The 19344-nt window shown below is 60.4% G+C and carries 19 protein-coding genes; 11 read left to right on the forward strand and 8 right to left on the reverse strand.

Going from position 1 to position 19344, the window contains the following annotated elements:
* Window positions 1-17: 17 nt before the first annotated feature.
* The 4 genes from lspA to ACRZ95_RS13030 all read right to left on the reverse strand — a co-directional run bounded on the left by lspA (window position 18) and on the right by ACRZ95_RS13030 (window position 5186).
* Window positions 18-488 carry a signal peptidase II gene (lspA, locus tag ACRZ95_RS13015; RefSeq protein ID WP_170679378.1) on the reverse strand — a complete coding sequence of 157 codons (471 nt, stop codon included), beginning with the start codon at window positions 486-488 and terminating at the stop codon, window positions 18-20.
* A complete protein-coding gene (gene purH / locus ACRZ95_RS13020) occupies window positions 488-2077 on the reverse strand; it encodes a bifunctional phosphoribosylaminoimidazolecarboxamide formyltransferase/IMP cyclohydrolase (protein ID WP_170679380.1) in 1590 nt (529 codons plus the stop codon). The genes lspA and purH overlap by 1 nt, the downstream gene beginning before the upstream one ends.
* 22 nt (window positions 2078-2099) lie before the next feature.
* The gene (locus ACRZ95_RS13025; RefSeq protein WP_170679382.1) at window positions 2100-3839 is read right to left on the reverse strand and encodes a heparinase II/III domain-containing protein; all 1740 of its coding nucleotides are present in this window, start codon (window positions 3837-3839) and stop codon (window positions 2100-2102) included.
* Window positions 3840-3929: 90 nt separating this feature from the next.
* The gene (locus ACRZ95_RS13030) at window positions 3930-5186 is read right to left on the reverse strand and encodes a transcription antitermination factor NusB (RefSeq protein ID WP_170679384.1); all 1257 of its coding nucleotides are present in this window, start codon (window positions 5184-5186) and stop codon (window positions 3930-3932) included.
* Window positions 5187-5276: 90 nt separating this feature from the next.
* Here ACRZ95_RS13030 and ACRZ95_RS13035 point away from each other — a divergent pair, with 90 nt between their 5' ends.
* Complete coding sequence (locus tag ACRZ95_RS13035) at window positions 5277-5459, forward strand: DUF1674 domain-containing protein (protein WP_170482141.1); 183 nt, start codon at window positions 5277-5279, stop codon at window positions 5457-5459.
* 4 nt (window positions 5460-5463) lie between these two features.
* On the opposite strand, the gene ACRZ95_RS13040 is transcribed toward ACRZ95_RS13035, so the two are convergent.
* Complete coding sequence (locus tag ACRZ95_RS13040) at window positions 5464-6318, reverse strand: LysR family transcriptional regulator (RefSeq protein WP_170679386.1); 855 nt, start codon at window positions 6316-6318, stop codon at window positions 5464-5466.
* A gap of 100 nt (window positions 6319-6418) precedes the next feature.
* On the opposite strand from ACRZ95_RS13040, the gene tmpA reads away from it, so the two are divergent.
* The 3 genes from tmpA to ACRZ95_RS13055 are packed head-to-tail and all read left to right on the forward strand — an operon-like array spanning window position 6419 to window position 8807.
* A complete protein-coding gene (gene tmpA / locus ACRZ95_RS13045; protein WP_170679388.1) occupies window positions 6419-7555 on the forward strand; it encodes a 2-trimethylaminoethylphosphonate dioxygenase in 1137 nt (378 codons plus the stop codon).
* Window positions 7552-8142: a (R)-1-hydroxy-2-trimethylaminoethylphosphonate oxygenase gene (tmpB, locus tag ACRZ95_RS13050; protein WP_170555472.1), complete on the forward strand. Its 591-nt coding sequence runs from the start codon at window positions 7552-7554 to the stop codon at window positions 8140-8142. The genes tmpA and tmpB overlap by 4 nt, the downstream gene beginning before the upstream one ends.
* Window positions 8139-8807 carry an ureidoglycolate lyase gene (locus tag ACRZ95_RS13055; protein ID WP_170679390.1) on the forward strand — a complete coding sequence of 223 codons (669 nt, stop codon included), beginning with the start codon at window positions 8139-8141 and terminating at the stop codon, window positions 8805-8807. The genes tmpB and ACRZ95_RS13055 overlap by 4 nt, the downstream gene beginning before the upstream one ends.
* 3 nt (window positions 8808-8810) lie before the next feature.
* Here ACRZ95_RS13055 and ACRZ95_RS13060 read toward each other — a convergent pair whose 3' ends face one another.
* Window positions 8811-9920, reverse strand: coding sequence for an NADase-type glycan-binding domain-containing protein (locus ACRZ95_RS13060; RefSeq protein WP_170679392.1), 1110 nt, complete (start codon window positions 9918-9920; stop codon window positions 8811-8813).
* Window positions 9921-10014: 94 nt separating this feature from the next.
* Window positions 10015-10824 (reverse strand): 4-hydroxy-tetrahydrodipicolinate reductase, encoded by an 810-nt coding sequence (dapB, locus tag ACRZ95_RS13065; protein WP_170679394.1) that lies wholly within the window; start codon window positions 10822-10824, stop codon window positions 10015-10017.
* Between the two features lie 91 nt (window positions 10825-10915).
* Between dapB and rbfA the strand changes: the two genes are divergently transcribed.
* The 6 genes from rbfA (at window position 10916) to rpsO (ending at window position 15033) form a co-directional block, all read left to right on the forward strand.
* A complete protein-coding gene (rbfA, locus tag ACRZ95_RS13070) occupies window positions 10916-11311 on the forward strand; it encodes a 30S ribosome-binding factor RbfA (protein WP_170379347.1) in 396 nt (131 codons plus the stop codon).
* A complete protein-coding gene (locus tag ACRZ95_RS13075) occupies window positions 11308-12042 on the forward strand; it encodes a phosphodiester glycosidase family protein (protein WP_170679396.1) in 735 nt (244 codons plus the stop codon). Before rbfA ends, ACRZ95_RS13075 begins: the two co-directional genes overlap by 4 nt.
* Window positions 12043-12102: 60 nt before the next feature.
* Window positions 12103-13008 (forward strand): tRNA pseudouridine(55) synthase TruB, encoded by a 906-nt coding sequence (truB, locus tag ACRZ95_RS13080; RefSeq protein WP_170679398.1) that lies wholly within the window; start codon window positions 12103-12105, stop codon window positions 13006-13008.
* A gap of 21 nt (window positions 13009-13029) precedes the next feature.
* Window positions 13030-13533: a DUF1643 domain-containing protein gene (locus ACRZ95_RS13085; protein WP_170679400.1), complete on the forward strand. Its 504-nt coding sequence runs from the start codon at window positions 13030-13032 to the stop codon at window positions 13531-13533.
* Between the two features lie 97 nt (window positions 13534-13630).
* A complete protein-coding gene (locus ACRZ95_RS13090) occupies window positions 13631-14620 on the forward strand; it encodes a calcium-binding protein (RefSeq protein WP_170679402.1) in 990 nt (329 codons plus the stop codon).
* 143 nt (window positions 14621-14763) lie between these two features.
* Window positions 14764-15033, forward strand: coding sequence for a 30S ribosomal protein S15 (gene rpsO / locus ACRZ95_RS13095; protein WP_170379357.1), 270 nt, complete (start codon window positions 14764-14766; stop codon window positions 15031-15033).
* A 108-nt stretch (window positions 15034-15141) separates the two neighbouring features.
* Here the strand turns inward: rpsO and ACRZ95_RS13100 are convergent, their stop codons facing one another.
* A complete protein-coding gene (locus ACRZ95_RS13100; protein WP_170555456.1) occupies window positions 15142-16743 on the reverse strand; it encodes a BCCT family transporter in 1602 nt (533 codons plus the stop codon).
* A 426-nt stretch (window positions 16744-17169) separates the two neighbouring features.
* On the opposite strand from ACRZ95_RS13100, the gene pnp reads away from it, so the two are divergent.
* Window positions 17170-19317, forward strand: coding sequence for a polyribonucleotide nucleotidyltransferase (pnp, locus tag ACRZ95_RS13105; protein ID WP_170679404.1), 2148 nt, complete (start codon window positions 17170-17172; stop codon window positions 19315-19317).
* Window positions 19318-19344: the final 27 nt, after the last annotated feature.

The following is a 19344-nucleotide window of genomic DNA, read 5'->3' on the forward strand; positions in this document are numbered from 1 at the left end:
GCATCTCTTCGGGCGCGTCACGAGGCCTTTTTATTGTCGAACAACACAAGTCCGATGGCGCCGGCAAAGATGAACACATCGGCCAGATTGAACACGAAGGGATTGTTGATGCCACAACAGGACATGTTCAGGAAATCCAGAACATAGCCATACAGCACCCGGTCAACCACATTGCCCAGCGCTCCGCCAATCAGCAGCCCACCGCTCAGCAGCATCACTTTGGTTGGGGCCGACCGCCACAGCCAGATCGCTACAGCGATGCAGACGGCAACCGAGATACCAATCAGAACCCAACGCGCGGCGTCGGAATTCCCCTGAAACAGGCCAAAGTTGATCCCGCGATTCTCGCCATATTTGAAAACAAGCAGCGGCGGCAGCACCTCGATATTGCCCTCGGCCACGCGCATCACGTGAACGACCAGATATTTGCTGATCTGGTCGATCAGAAAGGCCGTGAGTGCAGCCCAGAGCAGAAGACGGCTGCGCATCAGTGGCGGAAGTGGCGCATGCCGGTGAAGACCATGGCCAGACCGGCCTCATCCGCCGCCGCGATCACTTCGTCATCGCGCATCGAGCCGCCGGGCTGGATCACACAAGTGGCACCGGCCTCGGCGGCTTCCATCAGACCGTCAGGGAAGGGAAAGAACGCATCCGAGGCTACGGCTGAGCCGATGGTCAGCGGCTGCGGCAGTCCAAGCACATCAGCCATGCGTTCGGCTTTCTTGGCCGCAATCAGCGCCGAGTCGACGCGGCTCATCTGGCCTGCGCCAACCCCGACGGTCGCCCCGTCCTTAACGTAGACGATAGCGTTGGATTTGACGTGTTTGGCGACTTTCCACGCAAACAGAAGGTCTCGCATCTGTTCGTCGGTCGGAGCTTTCTTGGTGACCACTCTCAGGTCATCCATGCCGACAAAGCCGTTATCCTTGTCTTGGACCAGAAGGCCACCGGCCACCTGACGCACGGTTTTGCCACCGGCGGTTACGTCCGGCAGACCCTCGGTCGTCAACAGGCGCAGGTTCTTCTTGGCGGCAAAGATCTCCTTGGCCTCATCCGAGGCACCGGGGGCAATGACGACCTCGGTGAAGATGCCGGTGATTTCCTGCGCTGTCTCCGCGTCCAGAGGCTGGTTGAGCGCAACAATCCCGCCAAAGGCCGAGGTCCGGTCGCAATCGAAAGCCGATTTATACGCGTCCAGCAGACTCGCGCCTGTCGCGACACCGCAAGGGTTGGCGTGTTTGATAATCGCGCAGGCGGCAGTGTCGGCAGGGTTGAACTCGGCAACCAGCTCAAAGGCTGCGTCAGTGTCGTTGATGTTGTTGTAGCTCAGTTCCTTGCCCTGATGCTGCAGGGCGGTCGCCACGCCGGGGCGGTTGGTGCCATCGGTATAAAACGCCGCCTGCTGGTGGCTGTTCTCGCCATAGCGCAGGGTCTGTTTCAGCTCACCGGCAAAGGCACGGCGCTTGGGGGCCTCCAACTGCAGGGCATCAGCCATCCAGTTCGAAACAGCTGTGTCATAGGCCGCTGTGCGGGCATAAGCCTTTTGCGCCAGCCATTGGCGGAAGCCATAGGACGTCTTGCCATAGTTCTCTTCCAACTGGTCAAGCAGCGATGAATAGTCTTCGACATCCACAACCACATTCACAAAAGCATGGTTCTTGGACGCCGCGCGGATCATCGCCGGACCGCCGATATCAATATTCTCTATGCAGGTGTCATAGTCGGCCCCTTTGGCCACGGTCGCCTCGAAAGGGTAGAGGTTCACGACCAGCAGGTCGATCGCACCAATTCCATGTTCATCCATGGCCGCGACGTGACTGTCATTGTCGCGCAGCGCCAGAAGGCCGCCATGCACCATCGGGTGCAGCGTTTTCACACGGCCATCCATCATCTCGGGGAAGCCGGTGATCTCGCTGACGTCCCGAACCTCAAGCCCCGCATCACGCAGTGCCTTGGCGGTTCCACCAGTGGACAGCAATTCGATCCCGCGCTCGGCCAGCGCCTTTCCCAGCTCGATCAGCCCGGTCTTGTCGGAAACGGAAAGCAACGCGCGGCGCACGGGGTGAAGGTCGGTCATGGGTCCAAAGGTCCTTTTGGCGTCAGTCGAATTCGGGTTCGTCCCGGTGCATGTCGCGCACGGCATAGGCTGTATCCTGCGCCTTGCTCAACGTCCACTGGATGCGCGTCGCATACTCCATTGCGCGGCCAGATAGAACGATCTGTTTTGTCGCGCGCGGCTTTAAACGCCCTTTTTCAAGGTAAACGCTTGGCTCGACGGATAATTTTCCCACGCCATCATGGCGGAAAACCCAGATCTCGCCACTTTTGAGTGCCATCGACACTGCGGAGCCGCCCAAATCCACGGCCGCATCCACATCCGGGTGCAGGTGGAACCGGATGTCGAACCCGACACCTGCAAGGCCCGAGGCATCCATCGCCTTGTCAAACTGCCGCTTGGATTTTTCGCTTGTGGTCAGCAGGATATCCTCGCCCGTCAGCTCACGCCCGTCAAAGCGCAGCTCGAACGTGCGGGCGTGGGTCAGGCCGAAAACCTTGGTATAGCCATCGTTGCCAACCATAAAGCGGATGCCCTCGAACGCGTCCTCGAAATCCACGGGAACGTCTTGCGGCGCATCCACCAGCGCCTGCCGCTCGCTACCCGTCACAGGTTTGGCGAGACGCGCGCTGGAATATCCATCCAGACAGAGCGTGGAATGAGACGGCGTGGCCCGTCCCGCCCGACGCCAATCCAGCCCAAAACTGGCCCCTGAGCCGCAATTCACGATCAGCGGACGCCGGCCCGAGGTCAGCTCGAACGCCGTGGTTGAGGCATGCGCGTTCAACGAGGCCGCGCCAACGGGCGGAGGGCTGGCATCCACAATCACCGTCGTGCGGGCGGCAGAGAGCCGGGCAAAACCCATGGGCAATTCCGTTGCCGCCTTGTGCTTGACCCCGCTTTGAGCCAGCGCTTGTTCCAAACGGCCTTCGATCCCACGCCCGCCGCCATGGAACCGGGCCAGAGCGCCATCCGCATGGCGCAAACTGCGCAATGTAGGCGCGATCCGCTTGATCGCTGCGGCCTGCGCCACCGGCGTGCCGCGCCCAAGATCGCTGAGAGCGGCGGACGTCCAGCCGAGCAGCGTAAACACCTCAAGCAGCTCTTCAGGGTTGCGCGTTGGGATGCCGCCCTGTTTGTCGACCTGCCGTTCGCATTCGCGCGCCAGCGCACGCAGGGCTGGATCGGCCATCCCCTCCAGCCCCTGCAAGGCCAATCCAGCCTGGACCAGACCGGCCAGTGCCTCAAATCTCGGCAATCCCGGCGTTGCGGCATGCGCGCGTTTAGACAGAAACCATGTTTGTTGCGCGAGAGACCGGAAAAACAATTTGCTCTGCGCCTCGTCTGCGCCGCGCAGCAAGAAAGACGCGTGATTGATCCAGCGCATGACACGCCGTCCGGTCAGATCGGGAACCCACCCGGGCCCTTGCCCGCGCCCATGCGCCTCGATCCAGCCCCAGACCCAGCGCTGCGCCTTGTCTCGCGCCCGCATATCGCCGACTGCCGCCAGATCATCCAGCCAGGCAAAGCCGTGTCTCTCGTCGTCAAAGCCCAGACTGGGGGCTGTGACCTCCCACAGGCCAGTATCCTGTGCCTCGACGAGATATCCGGAAAACAGCAGATTGCCCGCCACCAGCTGACGACCACGGGCAAAAGACCCGACGGTGCGCGGTTCAGGCTGCGTGACAAACCCCGTGACCGCCTTTTGCCGTTGGCTCAGGCGCGCATAGAGACGGTTCTGGAACCGCATCCATCGGCTGGTCATGGTGTCCGTATCTGACATGACGCTCGTTACTCTGCCTCTTGCGCTCTGCTGGCGCTTGAGACCCAACGATAGACCGCGCCGATCGTCAAGTCATCGAAAAGCATGCGCTCAGGCGGATTTGTTCAGACAGGCGATGTAGAATCCATCCATCCCGCCGCGATCAGGCCAATAATCGGGCCGCAAACGCAGGCCGCCTTCCTCGGTGATCCAGTCCTGTTCGACACCGTCGCGCTTCAACGCGTCGCGATCCACCGCCATGTCCGGGTACATGTCCAGCGCCTCTTCGACCTGCACCTCGCCCTCGTCAGGTAGCAAAGAGCAGGTGCAATAGACCAACCGCCCGCCTGGCTTGAGCAGGCTCCAGGCATGGGCCAGCATCTGCGTCTGCAACTCGATCAGACCGCCGAATTCCGAGCCATCCTTGGCAAAGGGCAGATCCGGGTGACGGCGGATCGTACCGGTCGCCGAACAGGGCGCATCCAGCAGGATCGCATCATATTGACCCTGATGGTCCAGCGCGTCGCCTGCGATGACAGTTGCCTCCAACCCGGTGCGCGTGAGGTTTTCGCGCACCCGCTCCAACCGCTGCTCCGATATATCCAGTGCCGTCACCTCGGCGCCAGCAGCGGCCAGTTGCAGCGTCTTGCCCCCCGGTGCGGCGCAAAGGTCGAGGATTTTCTCACCGGCCTGCGGGGCCAGCACGCGCACAGGCATCGCCGCCGCCGCATCCTGCACCCACCAATCGCCCGAATTGTAGCCCGGCAAAGCCGAAACCTGCCCCGCATCTTGCACGCGCATTGACCCGGTCGGCAGGGCCTGACCCGGCGCATCCGCCCCCGGTTTGGCCGTCAGATCCAGTGGGGCGGCTGCGAAATGCGCTTGCTCCATACCAGCAACGGCCTCTGCCCCCCAGGCCATGACCAGCGGATCACGCAGCCAGTCCGGCAGACGCGGCACGCGCATCTTGGGCCAAGCGTCTGGCCCTTCGGCGGCCACCTTGCGCAGCACTGCATTCACCAATCCCTTGAGACGCCCATGCTTGCGTGAGCGGGCAACAATCTCGACCATGGAATTCACTACACCATGGGCGGCCTCGCCGTGACAAAGTTCGACCGCGCCCAGACGCAATGCATTGTGGACGGTCAGCGCCGGGGTGCGATTGAGGTGGTTGTCGAGCAGCCGGTCCGCGCGTTCGAGCCCGCGCAGGGTTTCCAGTGTCAGGCGTTGCGCCCGCGCCCGGTCTTCCGGGGCTAACCGGTCCAGCGCGCCTGCGGCCAGACATTCGGACAAAAGCCGCCCCTCGCCCAAAATCTGATCCAGCAGAAGGATCGCGCTGCGTCGCGCCGCTGTTGCATTGTCGGACATGGAACCGCCTTTTGATGTGCTTGTCGTCCGCATTGCCTTTGGCGGACGGTGGCGTATATCAAGGCCGTGACCGGAAAGGAACCCGATGTCATGAGTGACGATACCAAAGATCTGCCGCCCGCAGCCCAGCGCGCACTGGCCGAGGCCGCCGAGCGCCGCCGCAAGGCCGAAGCCGAGGCAAAAGACATGCCGAAAGAGCTGGGCGGACGTGAAGGACCAGACCCGGCGCGCTATGGCGATTGGGAGAAAAAGGGCATCGCCATCGATTTTTGATGGCTCATCCCCGCAGCGCTTGCAGGAAATCATCCAACAACGCGCGCTGCTTTTTCGATTTGGCCCGATCCTCGGGCCATGTCAGCCAATAGCCATCCTTGGTCCTCAGCTCTGGCAGGTCCAGCCTGCGCAAACGCCCCGACTGTAGGCTTTCTGCAGCGAGGGGCACCGAGCCCAGAACAACCCCCAATCCCTGCCGCGCCGCCTTCATCGCATGCCCGACGGAATCAAAGCTGATCTGGCCTTGCGGCAGGTCCTTGATCCCCGCGCCCTGCGCCCAGTCCTGCCAGCCGGGCCGCTCGCCCCGCAGATCAATCACCGGCGCGCCCCAGGACACACCCGGCGCGGCCATCGGAGCCAGCACCTCGGACGCGATCAGCTTGGCCTTGCGCCCCGGCCAGACACCACGACCGTAACGGATTTGCAGCCATGTCCGCTCCTCCTCTAGCGACGTTCTGCGTGTCACCGAATCCGTCATCACCCGCACCTTGGGCCGCATGGTCAGAAAGGCTGGCAAGGCCGGCAAAACCAGCGCATGGATATGGGAAGAAAGCCCCGCGACCCGTAGCTCTCGGGGGGATTTACCGAACAGGTCTTCGGTGTTGCGTTCCAGCGCCTGCAGGCTGTCCTGCACCAGCGGCAGATAGCTTTCGCCTTCGATGGTCAGCGACACGCCCCGCGCCTCGCGCACAAAAAGCGTACGCCCTAGCCAGGCCTCAAGGTTGCCAATCCTCTGGCTGACCGCGGCCTGCGTCAAACCGAACTCACGTGCAGCGGCCGAGAAACCGCCCAGTCGACCAGCCGCCTCGAACACCCGCAGCCAGTCCAGAGGCGGCAACCCGATCTTTTCCTTAGCCATTAGAAAAACCAACCCTCAGACAAAATAAGCATTAATTGTGGTAATGGCACGAGGAGCGTATCCCTTTCAAGCAAAGCCCGCGCTGAACAGGAGAGACCCCATGCTGCGCACCGCTACCTTTGACCCTTCGGTTGTGACTGTTGAATTCACCAACGGAACCTCGGCCCGATTTCATGCCATCTGGTTGCGCGACAACGCGCTTGACCCGGACACGCGCGCGCCAGGCAACGGGCAGCGCCTGATCACCATTGGCGACATCCCCGAAAACACCTCAGTCAGCGCGGCCGAGGTGATCGACGGCGATCTGAGCGTCACCTTCCAGCCAGAGGGTAAAACCGTCACCTTCCCCGCCGAATGGCTGGCCGATCATGTTTACGATCGCGATCAAAGCGCCCCGTTCGGGCGCATCGCCCCCGGCATCACCACATGGGAAAGCGGCATCGCAGCCCCCAGCGGCGACTGGAATGCGGTTCACGCCGACCCCAGCGCCAAACGCAATTGGCTGGCGGCTGTGGCCGAATACGGTTTTGCCAAACTGACCAGTGGCCCGACCGAGCCCGAGTCGCTGCTGATGGTGGCCAACCTTTTCGGCTATGTGCGTGAGACCAATTACGGCCCCTATTTCGAGGTCCGGACTGAGGTGAACCCGACCAACCTCGCCTTTACCGGGCTGGGATTGCAGGCCCACACCGACAATCCCTACCGCGATCCGGTGCCGACGCTACAAATCCTATACTGCCTTGAAAACAGCGCCGAGGGCGGCGACTCGATCGTGCTTGACGGGTTCCGCGCCGCCGAAAGACTGCGCGACCAGAACCCCGAAGGCTTTGCCTTGCTGGCAGGCTACCCGGCGCGATTCGAATACAAAGGCTCAGACGGGGTTTGCCTGCGGTCACGCCGTCCGATGATCGAGCTGTCTCCGGATGGCGAAATTATCGGCATCCGGTTCAACAATCGCTCCTCCGCGCCCTTTGTGGATGTGCCCTTCGACAAGATGGAGGCCTACTACGCCGCCTACCGCCAATTGGGGGACATCATCGACGACCCTGCGATGGGCGTGTCGTTCAAGCTTGAACCGGGCGAGAGCTTCATCGTCGACAACACCCGCGTGCTGCACGCGCGACTTGGCTATTCGGGCGCAGGGTCGCGGTGGCTGCAGGGCTGCTACGCCGATAAGGACGGGTTGCTGTCCACTCTGGCCGCTATGGACATTGCACAGCCGGAGGCGGCGGAATGAAACCCGATTTTACGACTCTGAACCGCGACAATATCGTGGCTTTCATCGGAGATGTCTTCGACCGCCGTGGTGGCGAGGAATATCTGGGCGAACCCGTGACCATGGCCGAACACATGCTGCAAGGGGCCACCATCGCCGAACAGAACGGCATGCCCGAAGAGATCATCGTGGGGGCCCTGCTGCATGACATCGGCCACTTCACCTCGGAATTCGGGACATATCACCCGGATGATACCGAAGATCGCCATCACGAAGACGCAGGTGCTGAAGTACTCGAGCAGTTCTTCCCGTCCGTCATCACCGATTGCTGCCGCTATCATGTGGCGGCCAAACGGTATCTTTGCGCCACAAAGCCCGAGTATTTCAACCGGTTGTCCGCCGCCTCGGTCCACACGCTGGAACTGCAAGGCGGCCCGATGAGTTCCGAGGAAGTGACCGCGTTCGAGGCCAACCCGAACCTTAAAGAGATCATTCAGGTGCGATATCTCGATGAGGCCGGAAAGCGCGCGGATATGGAAACCCCTGACTTTGCACATTTCGCCCCGATGGTGCAGCGTATGGTCGACAAGCATATGGGTACGCCATGAACGCCCCGGAATATATCTTTGAAGCCAGCACCAAACCCTCGCTGCCGTGGCACGAGGTTCCTCTGATCCGCGCCACGGACGCTTCGGTCAAAGGCTATGGCTGTCTGGTCGATGACCCCGAAGGATTCGAGATCGAGATCACCCGCTGGCCGCAGCAAGGCTGGCGGCCCATCGACGAAGGCACCGGCGATGAAGGCGGCTGGGTCGAAGGCACGTTCCATGGTCAGTGGAAAGGCGATGTCCTCTATGGCCGGAATGAGGCGGTGGGCGGCCACTATGTGCTGGGCTGGTCAACTGATCCTCAGCAGGCACAGGTCGAGCGGCAGAGCGCACCGCGCGATCAAGTCCTTTTGTGGCACATGAACTATCACCCAGACGGTGGACAGATGTTCTGGCCGCTGGACAACAAGCCCTTCATCGTTCCCGTTGCCCTGCCGGGCGACAATCTGACACCGGGAAGGGTGGTGGCCTTTTGGTGCGATGGCTCACGCGGCCTCTATATCCATCCCGGAATCTGGCATGAGGGGATTTTCCCGGTCGAAGACAACCAGCGCTTTCTCGACCGGCAAGGCGCGGTTCACGCTCGCGTCAGCGCGGATATCGGCAAGGAATTCGGCGTCTATCTCGCCTGCCCGCTGCGCGCGGACAAGGTAAAGGATCTTTGACGATCACTCGAAGACAAGCTCGGTAATCGCCGTGTCCTGATAATGCGTGCCGGGGTAGACATCGGTGATCTCGAACACGACCCAGGATACGGCACCATAGTTGGCCAAAGCGCTGGTCTCTTGCCAGTCTGATGTGTCGTCGATCGTGAAAGATGTCGTCGAACCATTCGAAAAGCTCAACTTCAGCTCGCGCACACGACTGTTGCGGATGAAGGTCCGTTCAGATTTGGCATAGCCGTTCCGAATTGCCCAGCGGTTGATCTGCGTGGGTGAATCAAAAGCCAGAACGAATGCTTCACCGTACCCATGCCCCGGCGCGCCTTCCACCCAAGCGGTGCGGTGATCCTGGTCCGTCACATTTCGAGGGCCATAGTTGTTGCTGCCCTGTGCCTTCAAAACTGAACTGAAACACAAATCCGCCCACTGCCCGGCAACCGAAATACCGGTGCAGCTGTTCATAAGCCAACCCGGTGGCGGTGGCACTTCGGGCGCAGGCGGCTGAGCCGTTGGCGTCGCAGTGGATGGTGCCTGCCCATTGCGTCGCAGCCATCCGCGCTCAACCGCTGCAAGGCGCTGATGGCGGGGCGGATGGGTCGCTGAGCCTTGTGCGGGCAACGTCTCCCACAGGGACTGAGCCTGCGTCAGGTTGGCCCCAAGTGCGGCAAGAACGAACCCGGCATATTCATCTGCCTCCAACTCGGTGGGGGGGCGCGACCCTCCTTCGACAATCGTATGTCCCTGAAGATGATGACCGACCTCATGGGCGATCACACCATAAAGCTGCCAGTAGGCGTTCGGGTCCGCTTCGTATTGCGAAAGCCAGTCCGGGTTGAATGCCAAGTACCGTTGTTCTTTGAAGATTACGGCCGCTGCGTTATCAACCTCGGTAGTTTCAAGCACCTCGAAATTCGGCAACAGGCCAGACACGGCCAGGATACTGTCCACCACACCCCAAACCTGCTGCACCGAAAACGCACTGGACTCGCTGAAGCGGGGCTTTTGCAGCGTGATTTCCTTACAGCCCTCGACCGTGCACACCACCTGCTGATCCTCGGCCAAAACGCTACCAGCGGCCAGCGAAAGCAGAAACGCCCCTGCAACAGACTTGACCAAAGCACTCTTCCCCCTTGTCTTACGAGGCAAGCATGGATCGAGTCCCGGCGTCAGGTAAAGCCCATGTTCAAAAAATCTCATTGGTTGTGTTGGGTTAGAGCCCCAGCACATCCACCATGTCATACTGACCCGGTGCCTTGCCCTGCCCCCACAGCGCCGCCTTCAGCGCGCCGCGGGCAAAGATGGCGCGATCGGTGGCCAGATGGCGCAAAACGATCCGTTCGCCTGGCGCGGCGAACAGGACGTCATGTTCACCCACGATGTCTCCGCCGCGAATGGCATGGAAGCCGATGTCTCCGCGTTTACGGGCCCCGGTGATACCATCGCGGCCCCGGTCGGCCACATCCGACAGCTTAACGCGACGCCCTTCAGCGGCAGCTTCACCCAGCATCAGCGCCGTGCCCGAGGGCGCATCGACCTTGTGGTGGTGATGGCCTTCGATCACCTCGATGTCGAAATCCTCATCCAGCGCAGCGGCGACTTTTTTGGTCAGTTGCACCAGCAGATTGACGCCAAGGCTCATATTCCCAGCCCGCACAATCACGGCATGGCGCGATGCTGGTTCTAGCGCGGCGATCTGTTCATCGCTCATGCCTGTGGTGCCGATCACATGAACGCAGCGCGCCTGCGCTGCAAGTGCCGCAAACTCCAGCGTCGCTTCGGGCGCGGTAAAATCGATCACCGCCTGCGCCTGTGCAAACGCCTCAAGCGGGTCGTCAGTCACGGTTATACCCAGCGTCTGCCCGCCCATCGCCTCGCCGACATCCTGACCGATCCAGTCATGTCCTGCGCGCTCAACGACCCCAACCAGACGCGCCTGATCACTGTCAGTCACAGTCTTGATCAGCATCTGCCCCATACGGCCCGAAGCCCCTGTGATGACGATCCCCGGAATATGGGTCATTGCGCTGGTCCTTTTCGCTAAGTCGGCTCAAAGCCTCCTACCCGGTTCGCGCCCGCTTGGCAAAGGCTCGGTTAGGGCTTAGATCGTCGTTATGGCAAAGAACAAATTCCACGATGGCCCCGGCCCGTCCCAACGGCAACTGCGTGTCGGCGAACTGATCCGCCGCACCCTGTCCGAAGTTCTGGCGCGCGGAGATGTCCACGATCCCGACCTGAACCGTATGTCGATTACCGTAGGTGAGGTCCGCACCTCGCCCGATCTGAAGATCGCCACCGCCTATGTGCTACCGCTGGGCGGAAAAGGCCAAGAGGATGTGATCGACCTGCTCGCTCGCAACAAAGGCGAACTACGGCGCATGATCGGCAAAAAGCTGAACCTGAAATTCTCGCCCGATCTGCGGTTCCGTCTGGATGACACGTTCGACCGGCTGGACGACACCCGCCGTATGTTCGAACAGGACGCGGTGCGCCGCGATCTGGACGAGTGATCCGGGCATTCGTAACACTTGGCGCGGTTCTCTGGGCCGCGCAGGCCCATGCGGTCACCTGTGAAAAGCTGACCCATGAGGACAAGCGGTATACGGTCTGCGAGGTCGATGCCTCGGAAGACATACGCCTGTTTCTAAACGATAACGAAGGCGATTTGCTTGGGCATTTCTCATCTGTGAACGATACGCTCGCGCCCGAAGGCAAACGGTTGGCCTTTGCGATGAATGCGGGCATGTATCACGACGACCGCTCGCCCGTGGGCTACTATGTCGAAAACGGGCAAGAGAAGATGCGCGTGATCCCGAATGCCGGGCCCGGTAATTTCGGTTTGTTGCCCAACGGGGTGTTCTGCATCCGTGAGGGCCGCGCTGACGTGTTCGAAACACTCTCCTTCGTCGATCAGGCCCCGCAGTGCCGATTTGCAACCCAATCCGGCCCGATGCTGGTGATCGACGGCGAACTGCACCCTCGGTTCCTGCCCGATTCGACCTCGCGCTACATTCGCAACGGTGTGGGCACCAGTGCCGATGGCACGCGCACGGTCTTTGCCATCTCTGATGATTACGTGACCTTCCATGAATTCGGCCGGCTGTTCCGCGACGTGCTGGAGACACCGAATGCGCTGTTCCTCGATGGAAATATCTCTCGCATGTATGAGCGCGCCAGCAACCGGTCGGATATCGGGTTCTCGCTGGGGCCAATCGTGGGCGTCGTCGAAGACGCGCCCTGAGTTTGACAGCGGCAAAACGATCCGCTAACCCGCGCGCCTTAGCAAAAGGCAAGGTGCAAGATGGGACGCAAACGCAAGGGCCGCGACATTTCCGGTTGGCTGGTGGTGGACAAGCCTGCGGGCATGACCTCGACCGCGGTGGTCAACAAGGTGCGTTGGGCGATGGACGCCAAGAAAGCGGGCCATGCGGGTACTCTGGACCCCGAAGCAACCGGTGTTCTGGCCGTGGCTTTGGGTGAGGCGACCAAGACCGTTCCCTACATTACCGATGCGCTGAAAGCCTACACTTTCACCGTGCGTTTGGGTCAGGCGACCAACACGGACGATGCCGAGGGCGAAGTGATTGCGCAAAGCGATGCGCGCCCTTCGGATGACGATATCAAACAGGCACTCGCCCCATTTCTGGGGGATATCATGCAGGTCCCACCCAAGTTCTCGGCCGTGAAGATCGACGGGCAACGCGCCTATAAGCTAGCCCGCGACGGCGAAGAGGTGGAGCTGTCCGCCCGCCCCCTCTGGGTCGAGGAACTGATCCTCGTCGACCGCCCTGACGAAGACCATGTGGTGCTGGAGATGACCTGTGGCAAAGGCGGATACGTCCGCTCGATAGCGCGGGATCTGGGTGAGACGTTGGGCTGCCACGGCCACGTCAAGGAACTCCGCCGCATCTGGTCCGGCCCGTTTGAGGCCGAAGATGGACTGTCCATCGAACAGATCGACGAGATGGCCAAGACCGAGGCGCTGGACGACTACCTGCACCCGCTGGAAACCGGCCTTTCGGACCTGCCCGAGCTGAAATGCACCCCCGAAGGCGCCACCCGTCTGCGCAACGGAAATCCGGGCATGGTTCTGGCCTCGGACGTGGAATACGGCGATGAAGCCTGGGCCTCGCTGGACGGCAAGGCCGTGGCGGTGGGCATCTACAAATCCGGCGAGCTGCACCCAAGCCGGGTGTTCGTCGCCTGAGCCCTGTGTTAGGCGAAGGGCATGATCACCCGAACGCATACCAAGGGCGATGCGCCCTCGACCGCCGTCTACTCGGATTGCGAGAAGTACCGATACAGCCTGACCCGTGTTTGGGATCCGGCGGGACGCAAGGCGCTGTTTGTGATGCTGAACCCGTCAACCGCGACCGAGGTGCAGAACGACCCGACGGTCGAGCGCTGCGAACGCCGCTCACGGGCGCTGGGGTTCGGGGCGTTTCAGGTCACCAACATCTTTGCCTGGCGCGACACCGATCCGCGTAAAATGCGCGCCGCCGCTGATCCGGTCGGTCCGGCAAACGACGCGACCATTCTGGAGGGCGTCCAATGGGCCGATCAGGTCATTGCCGCCTGGGGCACCCACGGCGCGCATCTGGACCGCGGCCCGGCGGTTGAGGCGCTGCTGCGCGGCACCGGGCAACCTCTGTTTCATCTGGGCCTGTCCAAAGCCGGGCACCCCAAACATCCGCTTTACATCGCCTATACACAGCAGCCCGAACTCTGGTGACAAAGGGTTAACCACTCGGCCAGCTATGCTTTGACCGATGAACCGTTCGAATGGAACAGTGCCGCCAAGGCGTCTCATTTCTTTCGGAGGGTTCGATATGTTTCTGGCCGGGTTGATCGGATTGGCCGCCGTCGGCGGCGCGGCATACGCCATTGGGGATGCGTTCATCGAAGAAGATGAGCAGGACGAGGGCGCGGAGGACGAAAGCCAGACCGAGATCGGCGAAGGTGAGTTCCTTGATGTGGGCGAGAGCGTCGAGCCGGCGCAGGACACCGGCGGAACGGTGATTTCTGAACATGAAGGCGATCTGGTGATCGCCGGAAGTGACAACGCCGATGTCATTACCGGGCAGGACGGCATGGACCAGATCAACGGCTATGGCGGTGATGACCACATCATGGGCGGCGATGGCGACGACGTGATGCATGGAGCCGAAGGTGAGGACACCCTGTCCGGCGGTCAGGGCGATGACCTGCTGCATGGCGAGGCAGACGATGACACCCTGTTCGGGGATGAGGGCGATGACAGGCTCTACGGTCATTTCGGCGACGATCATTTGCAGGGCGGCAAAGGCAGTGACGCACTGTATGGCGGTCAGGGTGACGATGATCTGAACGGCGGAGACGGCAACGATACCCTGCATGGCGGCTATGGTGATGACACTCTGACCGGCGGCGCAGGTGAGGACGTGTTGTTCGGCGGCGATGGCGACGACCTGTTGCTGGGCGATGAGGATGACGGCGAAACCGATTATCTGAACGGCGGCGCAGGAGAGGACACGATACTGGCCAAAGACGGCGACGTCGCGACCGGAGGCGCTGGCGCGGATGACATCATCGCCGACACGGAGAAATCCGAAGTCACCGTGATGGGCTTTCAACCTGGTGAGGACCGCCTGCTGATCACCTGGGAAGATCAGGACCCACCCGAGATCGAAATCGAGCAGGACCCCGAGAATGAGAACCTGACCCGCGTCAGCCTCAACGGCCACGAAGTCGCGCATCTGTTCGGGGCCGACGGGTTGACGGTGGACGACATCCATCTCCTGACCGAGGCCGAATTGGCGGAATACCTGCCTGCTGGCTGAACCGTCAGAATCCCTTTGCCATTCACGCCAAAAGCGCCTATACGCGCCCATCCGCATCGGAATCGGTGCGGTTTTCTCCATGGGCCTGTGCTGGACGACATCCCGGCCTGCGCCATTAACTCTAACCTTTGAAGGAGACCCCGATGTCGATTACTGCCGCTGAAAAAGCACGCGTCATGAAAGAATTCGGCACCAAAGAGGGCGACACCGGTTCGCCTGAAGTCCAGGTTGCCATCCTGACCTCGCGCATCACCACCCTGACCGAGCACTTCAAGACCCACAAGAAAGACAACCACGGTCGTCGCGGTCTGCTGAAAATGGTCGCCCAGCGCCGTAAGCTGCTGGACTACCTGAAGGGCAAGGAAGAAGCACGCTACCAGGACCTGATCAAAAAGCTGGGCATCCGCCGCTAAGGTCAGAGCTGATCAAGCTGATATCAAAACGCCCGCCGAAACAGCGGGCGTTTTTTTTGGTGTTGCCAATTGGCAAGGGCTAGAAGGCCCTGCGTGCAACTTGCGCTGCTACATCTTGGCTTTTTCCGATTTAAGCGCCAGCCATAGGCAGTAGCACATCATCAGAACCACCAGTGTGAACGGGATGCCCGTCGACACTGCCGCGCCTTGCAGGGCCGCAAGACCGCCGCCCAAGAGCAGGGCGATCGCCACCAGACCCTCGAGCGTGCACCAGAACACCCGTTGGATCACCGGAGCGTCCATCTTGCCTCCGGCGGTAATGGTATCAATCACCAACGAACCTGAATCCGATGAGGTCACAAAGAACACAACAATCAAAATCAGGGCGATCGGCGCGATGATGCCATAGAGCGGCAGTTCCTTTAGGAACCCAAACAGGGCGCCTTCGGGGGCATAGCTGTCGATCACGGTTGCGCGCACGCCTTCGGCTCCTCCTGCGTTCAGCATGTCGATCGCCGCGCCGCCGAAGGTCGACATCCACAGGGCGCAGACCGCCGTGGGGGCCAGTAGCGCGCAGAGGATGAACTCACGCACCGTGCGGCCCTTCGAAATTCGGGCGATGAACATGCCCACAAAGGGCGACCACGCGATCCACCAGGCCCAGTAGAAGGTTGTCCAGCCGTGGAAGTAACTGGTGTCTTCTCGCCCGAACGGGTTGGATAGTGCCGGCAGATGGGTCACGTAATCCACCATTACGTTGAAATACCGCGAAATGGCTGTACCCACTCCGGTGACAATGATGACGAAAAGGAACAGACCAACGGCCATGATCATGTTGATCTCACTTAGCCGTTTCACGCCCGCATCCATACCCAGCAGGACTGAACCAAGCGCGATCAGCGTAATGCCGATGATCAGCAGGACAGTGACGGTTGGACTGGGTTCGATACCGAATACCTCGTACAATCCAGCAGCAACTTGCTGCGCCCCAAGACCCAGAGAGGTGGTAAGACCGAACAGCGTGGCAAACACCGCCAGTGTGTCGATGAGATGACCCCACCAGCCCCACACACGCTCACCCAGAAGAGGATAGAAAGCCGAGCGCAAAGTTAGAGGCAGGTCAAGGTTGTAGGCAAAGATCGCAAGGCTTAAACCAACCGCGGCATAAACCGCCCAGCCTTCAAGGCCCCAATGATGGATCGTGCCAACAATACCGATATACTCATTGCCGGGCACTGCGATGTCGATACCCAGGGGCCGGGCGTTCCCGCCTTCGGCAAAGTTGTAGTAAACCGGCTCCATCACGCCGAAAAACAGCAGACCGATACCAATACCGGCGGCGAACATCATCGCGATCCATCCGGCATAGGAATAGTCAGGCTTGGCGTCCTTGCCGCCGATCCTGACTTTGCCGACAGGCAGAACGATCAGAACCAGACAGAACAGGGTGATGGCGTTAACTGACAGGACGAGGAACCAGTCAAACGTGCTGGTGAGCCATGGCCTGAGCCAGCCAAAAAAGGCGGCCGCGGCCTCTTGATTGGCCAATGCGATCAAGACGAACGCAAAGATCAAAATACTCGAGATCAGGAAAACCGGGTTGTGGATATCTAAACCGAATGGCCGGACGTTGTCCTGACCCAATTCATACTCGGTTTCGAAATCGTAGATCCGCGGATCCGGATCCAGCATTTTCTTGGTTTGAGCCATACTTTGCCCCTTTGCTCGCAAGCTGCAAACGCCAAGGTAGTCGGCCGGCTGACGGATATGAGTATGTTACCCTCTTGGCGTATTCCCGTCTCTTCGACCGTGGGTTCAGTGGTAACAGTCTACACTGCATACAGTTTTTTCAAAACTCATTCATTTTTTTGAATCTTACGCCCCTTGGGAACTGACATTTCGCAGCCCCAAAAAAAGCGCAGCGCAGGGTGCTTAAATTCCAGTCTGCACGTTTCTGCCAATCGCAGCGGTTCCCCTTTCCTTTCAACGCATTCTCATGTATGCGCGCGGGTATCTGAGACGTTGTGCCCTGACCCCGGCACTCGAATGGAAGATAAAGTGGGGTCGGCGGCAATGGGGCCGCCATGCAAACCGGAGACCCGCAGGGGCGGGAGTGCTCCGTTCTAGGATATGCATATGTTTGATGTAACTAAGAAATCTATGCAGTGGGGCGAAGAGACGCTCACACTGGAAACCGGCAAGGTTGCCCGTCAGGCGGACGGCACCGTGATCGCCACGCTGGGCGAAACCAGCGTCATGGCCAATGTGACCTTTGCCAAGCAGCAAAAGCCCGGTCAGGATTTTTTCCCGCTGACCGTCCACTACCAAGAGAAATACTATGCCGCCGGTAAAGTTCCGGGTGGCTTCTTCAAGCGCGAGGCGCGCCCGACCGAGAAAGAGACGCTGACCGCGCGTCTGATCGACCGTCCGATCCGCCCGCTGTTCGTTGACGGCTTCAAAAACGAAGTTCTGGTGATGTGCACCGTGCTGAGCCACGATCTGGTCAACGACCCCGACATCGTTGCGATGATCGCGGCATCCGCTGCTCTGACCATTTCCGGCGCGCCGTTCATGGGCCCGATCGCCGGTGCCCGTGTTGGTTTCGTGGATGGCGAATACGTCCTGAACCCGACCGTGGACGACATGCAGGACCTGCGCCTGAACCCCGAGCAGCGTCTGGACCTGGTTGTCGCCGGTACCAAGAACGCCGTGATGATGGTGGAATCCGAAGCCTACGAGCTGTCCGAGGCTGAAATGCTGGGTGCCGTGAACTTTGCGCATGAGCAAATCCAGCCGGTTCTGGACCTGATCATTGATCTGGCCGAAGAAACCGCGAAAGAGCCGTTTGAGTTCGTCGCCCCCGACTATTCGGAGCTGTACGCCGCTGTTGCCGCAGCCGGTGAAGAGCAGATGCGCGCCGCCTTCGCAATCACCGACAAGCAAGAGCGCACCGCCGCTGTTGCCGCGGCCCGTGAAGCGATCAAAGAAGCGCTGACCGAGGAACAGCTGGAAGACGCGAACCTTGGCTCGGCGATGAAAAAGCTGGAAGCTGGCATCCTGCGCGGTGACGTCGTCAAGGGCGGCAAGCGCATCGACGGTCGTTCGACCACCGATGTGCGTGCCATCGAAGCCGAAACCTCGCTGCTGCCGCGTACACACGGTTCCGCCCTGTTCACCCGTGGTGAAACACAGGCGCTGGCCGTGACTACGCTGGGCACTGGTGACGATGAGCAGTTCATCGACGCGCTGCATGGCAACTTCAAATCGAACTTCCTGCTGCACTACAACTTCCCTCCGTATTCGGTGGGTGAAGTGGGCCGCGTTGGCTCGCCCGGCCGTCGTGAGATCGGCCACGGCAAACTGGCATGGCGTGCGCTGCAGGCGGTTCTGCCTGCGCCGACCGACTTCCCCTACACGGTTCGCGTGGTGTCTGAGATCACGGAATCGAACGGATCCTCATCAATGGCCTCGGTCTGCGGTGGTTCGCTGTCGATGATGGATGCGGGTGTTCCGCTGAAAGCACCGGTTGCCGGTGTGGCCATGGGTCTTATCCTGGAAGATGACGGCGAATACGCTGTTCTGACCGACATCTTGGGTGACGAAGACCACCTGGGTGACATGGACTTCAAAGTGGCGGGGACCGAAAACGGCATCACCTCGCTGCAGATGGACATCAAGGTCGCAGGCATCACGCCCCAGATCATGGAAACCGCTCTGGCCCAGGCCAAAGACGGCCGTATGCACATCCTGAGCGAAATGGGCAAAGCCCTGTCCGAGACCAACGAATTCTCGGTTCACGCTCCGCGCATCGAGACCATGAACATCCCGACCGACAAGATCCGCGAAGTGATCGGCTCGGGCGGTAAGGTCATCCGCGAAATCGTTGAGGTTTCGGGCGCCAAGGTCGACATCAACGACGACGGCGTCATCAAGATCGCCTCGCCCGATGGTGAATCAATTCAGAAGGCATACGACATGATCTATTCGATCGTGGCCGAGCCGGAAGAAGGTCAGATATACACCGGTAAAGTGGTCAAGATCGTCGACTTCGGTGCCTTCGTGAACTTCTTTGGCAAGCGCGACGGTCTGGTCCACGTGTCCCAGATCGAAAACCGCCGTTTGAACCATCCGTCGGATGTTCTGAAGGAAGGTCAGGAAGTAAAGGTCAAACTGCTGGGCTTTGACGATCGCGGCAAGGTGCGCCTGTCGATGAAAGTGGTCGATCAGGAAACCGGCGAAGAGATCGTTCCCGAGAAGAAAGAAAAGAAAGAAGACGCAGAGTAATCTGTTCCTCTTTCAAATGATTAAGGC

The sequence above is a fragment of the Ruegeria sp. AI3 genome (assembly GCF_056541245.1).

Excerpts from the sequence above, each read along its gene's own strand:
- lspA (WP_170679378.1), bottom strand. The coding sequence starts at position 488 with ATGCGCAGCCGTCTTCTGCTCTGGGCTGCACTCACGGCCTTTCTGATC.
- purH (WP_170679380.1), bottom strand. The coding sequence starts at position 2,077 with ATGACCGACCTTCACCCCGTGCGCCGCGCGTTGCTTTCCGTTTCCGAC.
- ACRZ95_RS13025 (WP_170679382.1), bottom strand. The coding sequence starts at position 3,839 with ATGTCAGATACGGACACCATGACCAGCCGATGGATGCGGTTCCAGAAC.
- ACRZ95_RS13030 (WP_170679384.1), bottom strand. The coding sequence starts at position 5,186 with ATGTCCGACAATGCAACAGCGGCGCGACGCAGCGCGATCCTTCTGCTG.
- ACRZ95_RS13035 (WP_170482141.1), top strand. The coding sequence starts at position 5,277 with ATGAGTGACGATACCAAAGATCTGCCGCCCGCAGCCCAGCGCGCACTG.
- ACRZ95_RS13040 (WP_170679386.1), bottom strand. The coding sequence starts at position 6,318 with ATGGCTAAGGAAAAGATCGGGTTGCCGCCTCTGGACTGGCTGCGGGTG.
- tmpA (WP_170679388.1), top strand. The coding sequence starts at position 6,419 with ATGCTGCGCACCGCTACCTTTGACCCTTCGGTTGTGACTGTTGAATTC.
- tmpB (WP_170555472.1), top strand. The coding sequence starts at position 7,552 with ATGAAACCCGATTTTACGACTCTGAACCGCGACAATATCGTGGCTTTC.
- ACRZ95_RS13055 (WP_170679390.1), top strand. The coding sequence starts at position 8,139 with ATGAACGCCCCGGAATATATCTTTGAAGCCAGCACCAAACCCTCGCTG.
- dapB (WP_170679394.1), bottom strand. The coding sequence starts at position 10,824 with ATGACCCATATTCCGGGGATCGTCATCACAGGGGCTTCGGGCCGTATG.
- rbfA (WP_170379347.1), top strand. The coding sequence starts at position 10,916 with ATGGCAAAGAACAAATTCCACGATGGCCCCGGCCCGTCCCAACGGCAA.
- truB (WP_170679398.1), top strand. The coding sequence starts at position 12,103 with ATGGGACGCAAACGCAAGGGCCGCGACATTTCCGGTTGGCTGGTGGTG.
- ACRZ95_RS13085 (WP_170679400.1), top strand. The coding sequence starts at position 13,030 with ATGATCACCCGAACGCATACCAAGGGCGATGCGCCCTCGACCGCCGTC.
- ACRZ95_RS13090 (WP_170679402.1), top strand. The coding sequence starts at position 13,631 with ATGTTTCTGGCCGGGTTGATCGGATTGGCCGCCGTCGGCGGCGCGGCA.
- rpsO (WP_170379357.1), top strand. The coding sequence starts at position 14,764 with ATGTCGATTACTGCCGCTGAAAAAGCACGCGTCATGAAAGAATTCGGC.
- ACRZ95_RS13100 (WP_170555456.1), bottom strand. The coding sequence starts at position 16,743 with ATGGCTCAAACCAAGAAAATGCTGGATCCGGATCCGCGGATCTACGAT.
- pnp (WP_170679404.1), top strand. The coding sequence starts at position 17,170 with ATGTTTGATGTAACTAAGAAATCTATGCAGTGGGGCGAAGAGACGCTC.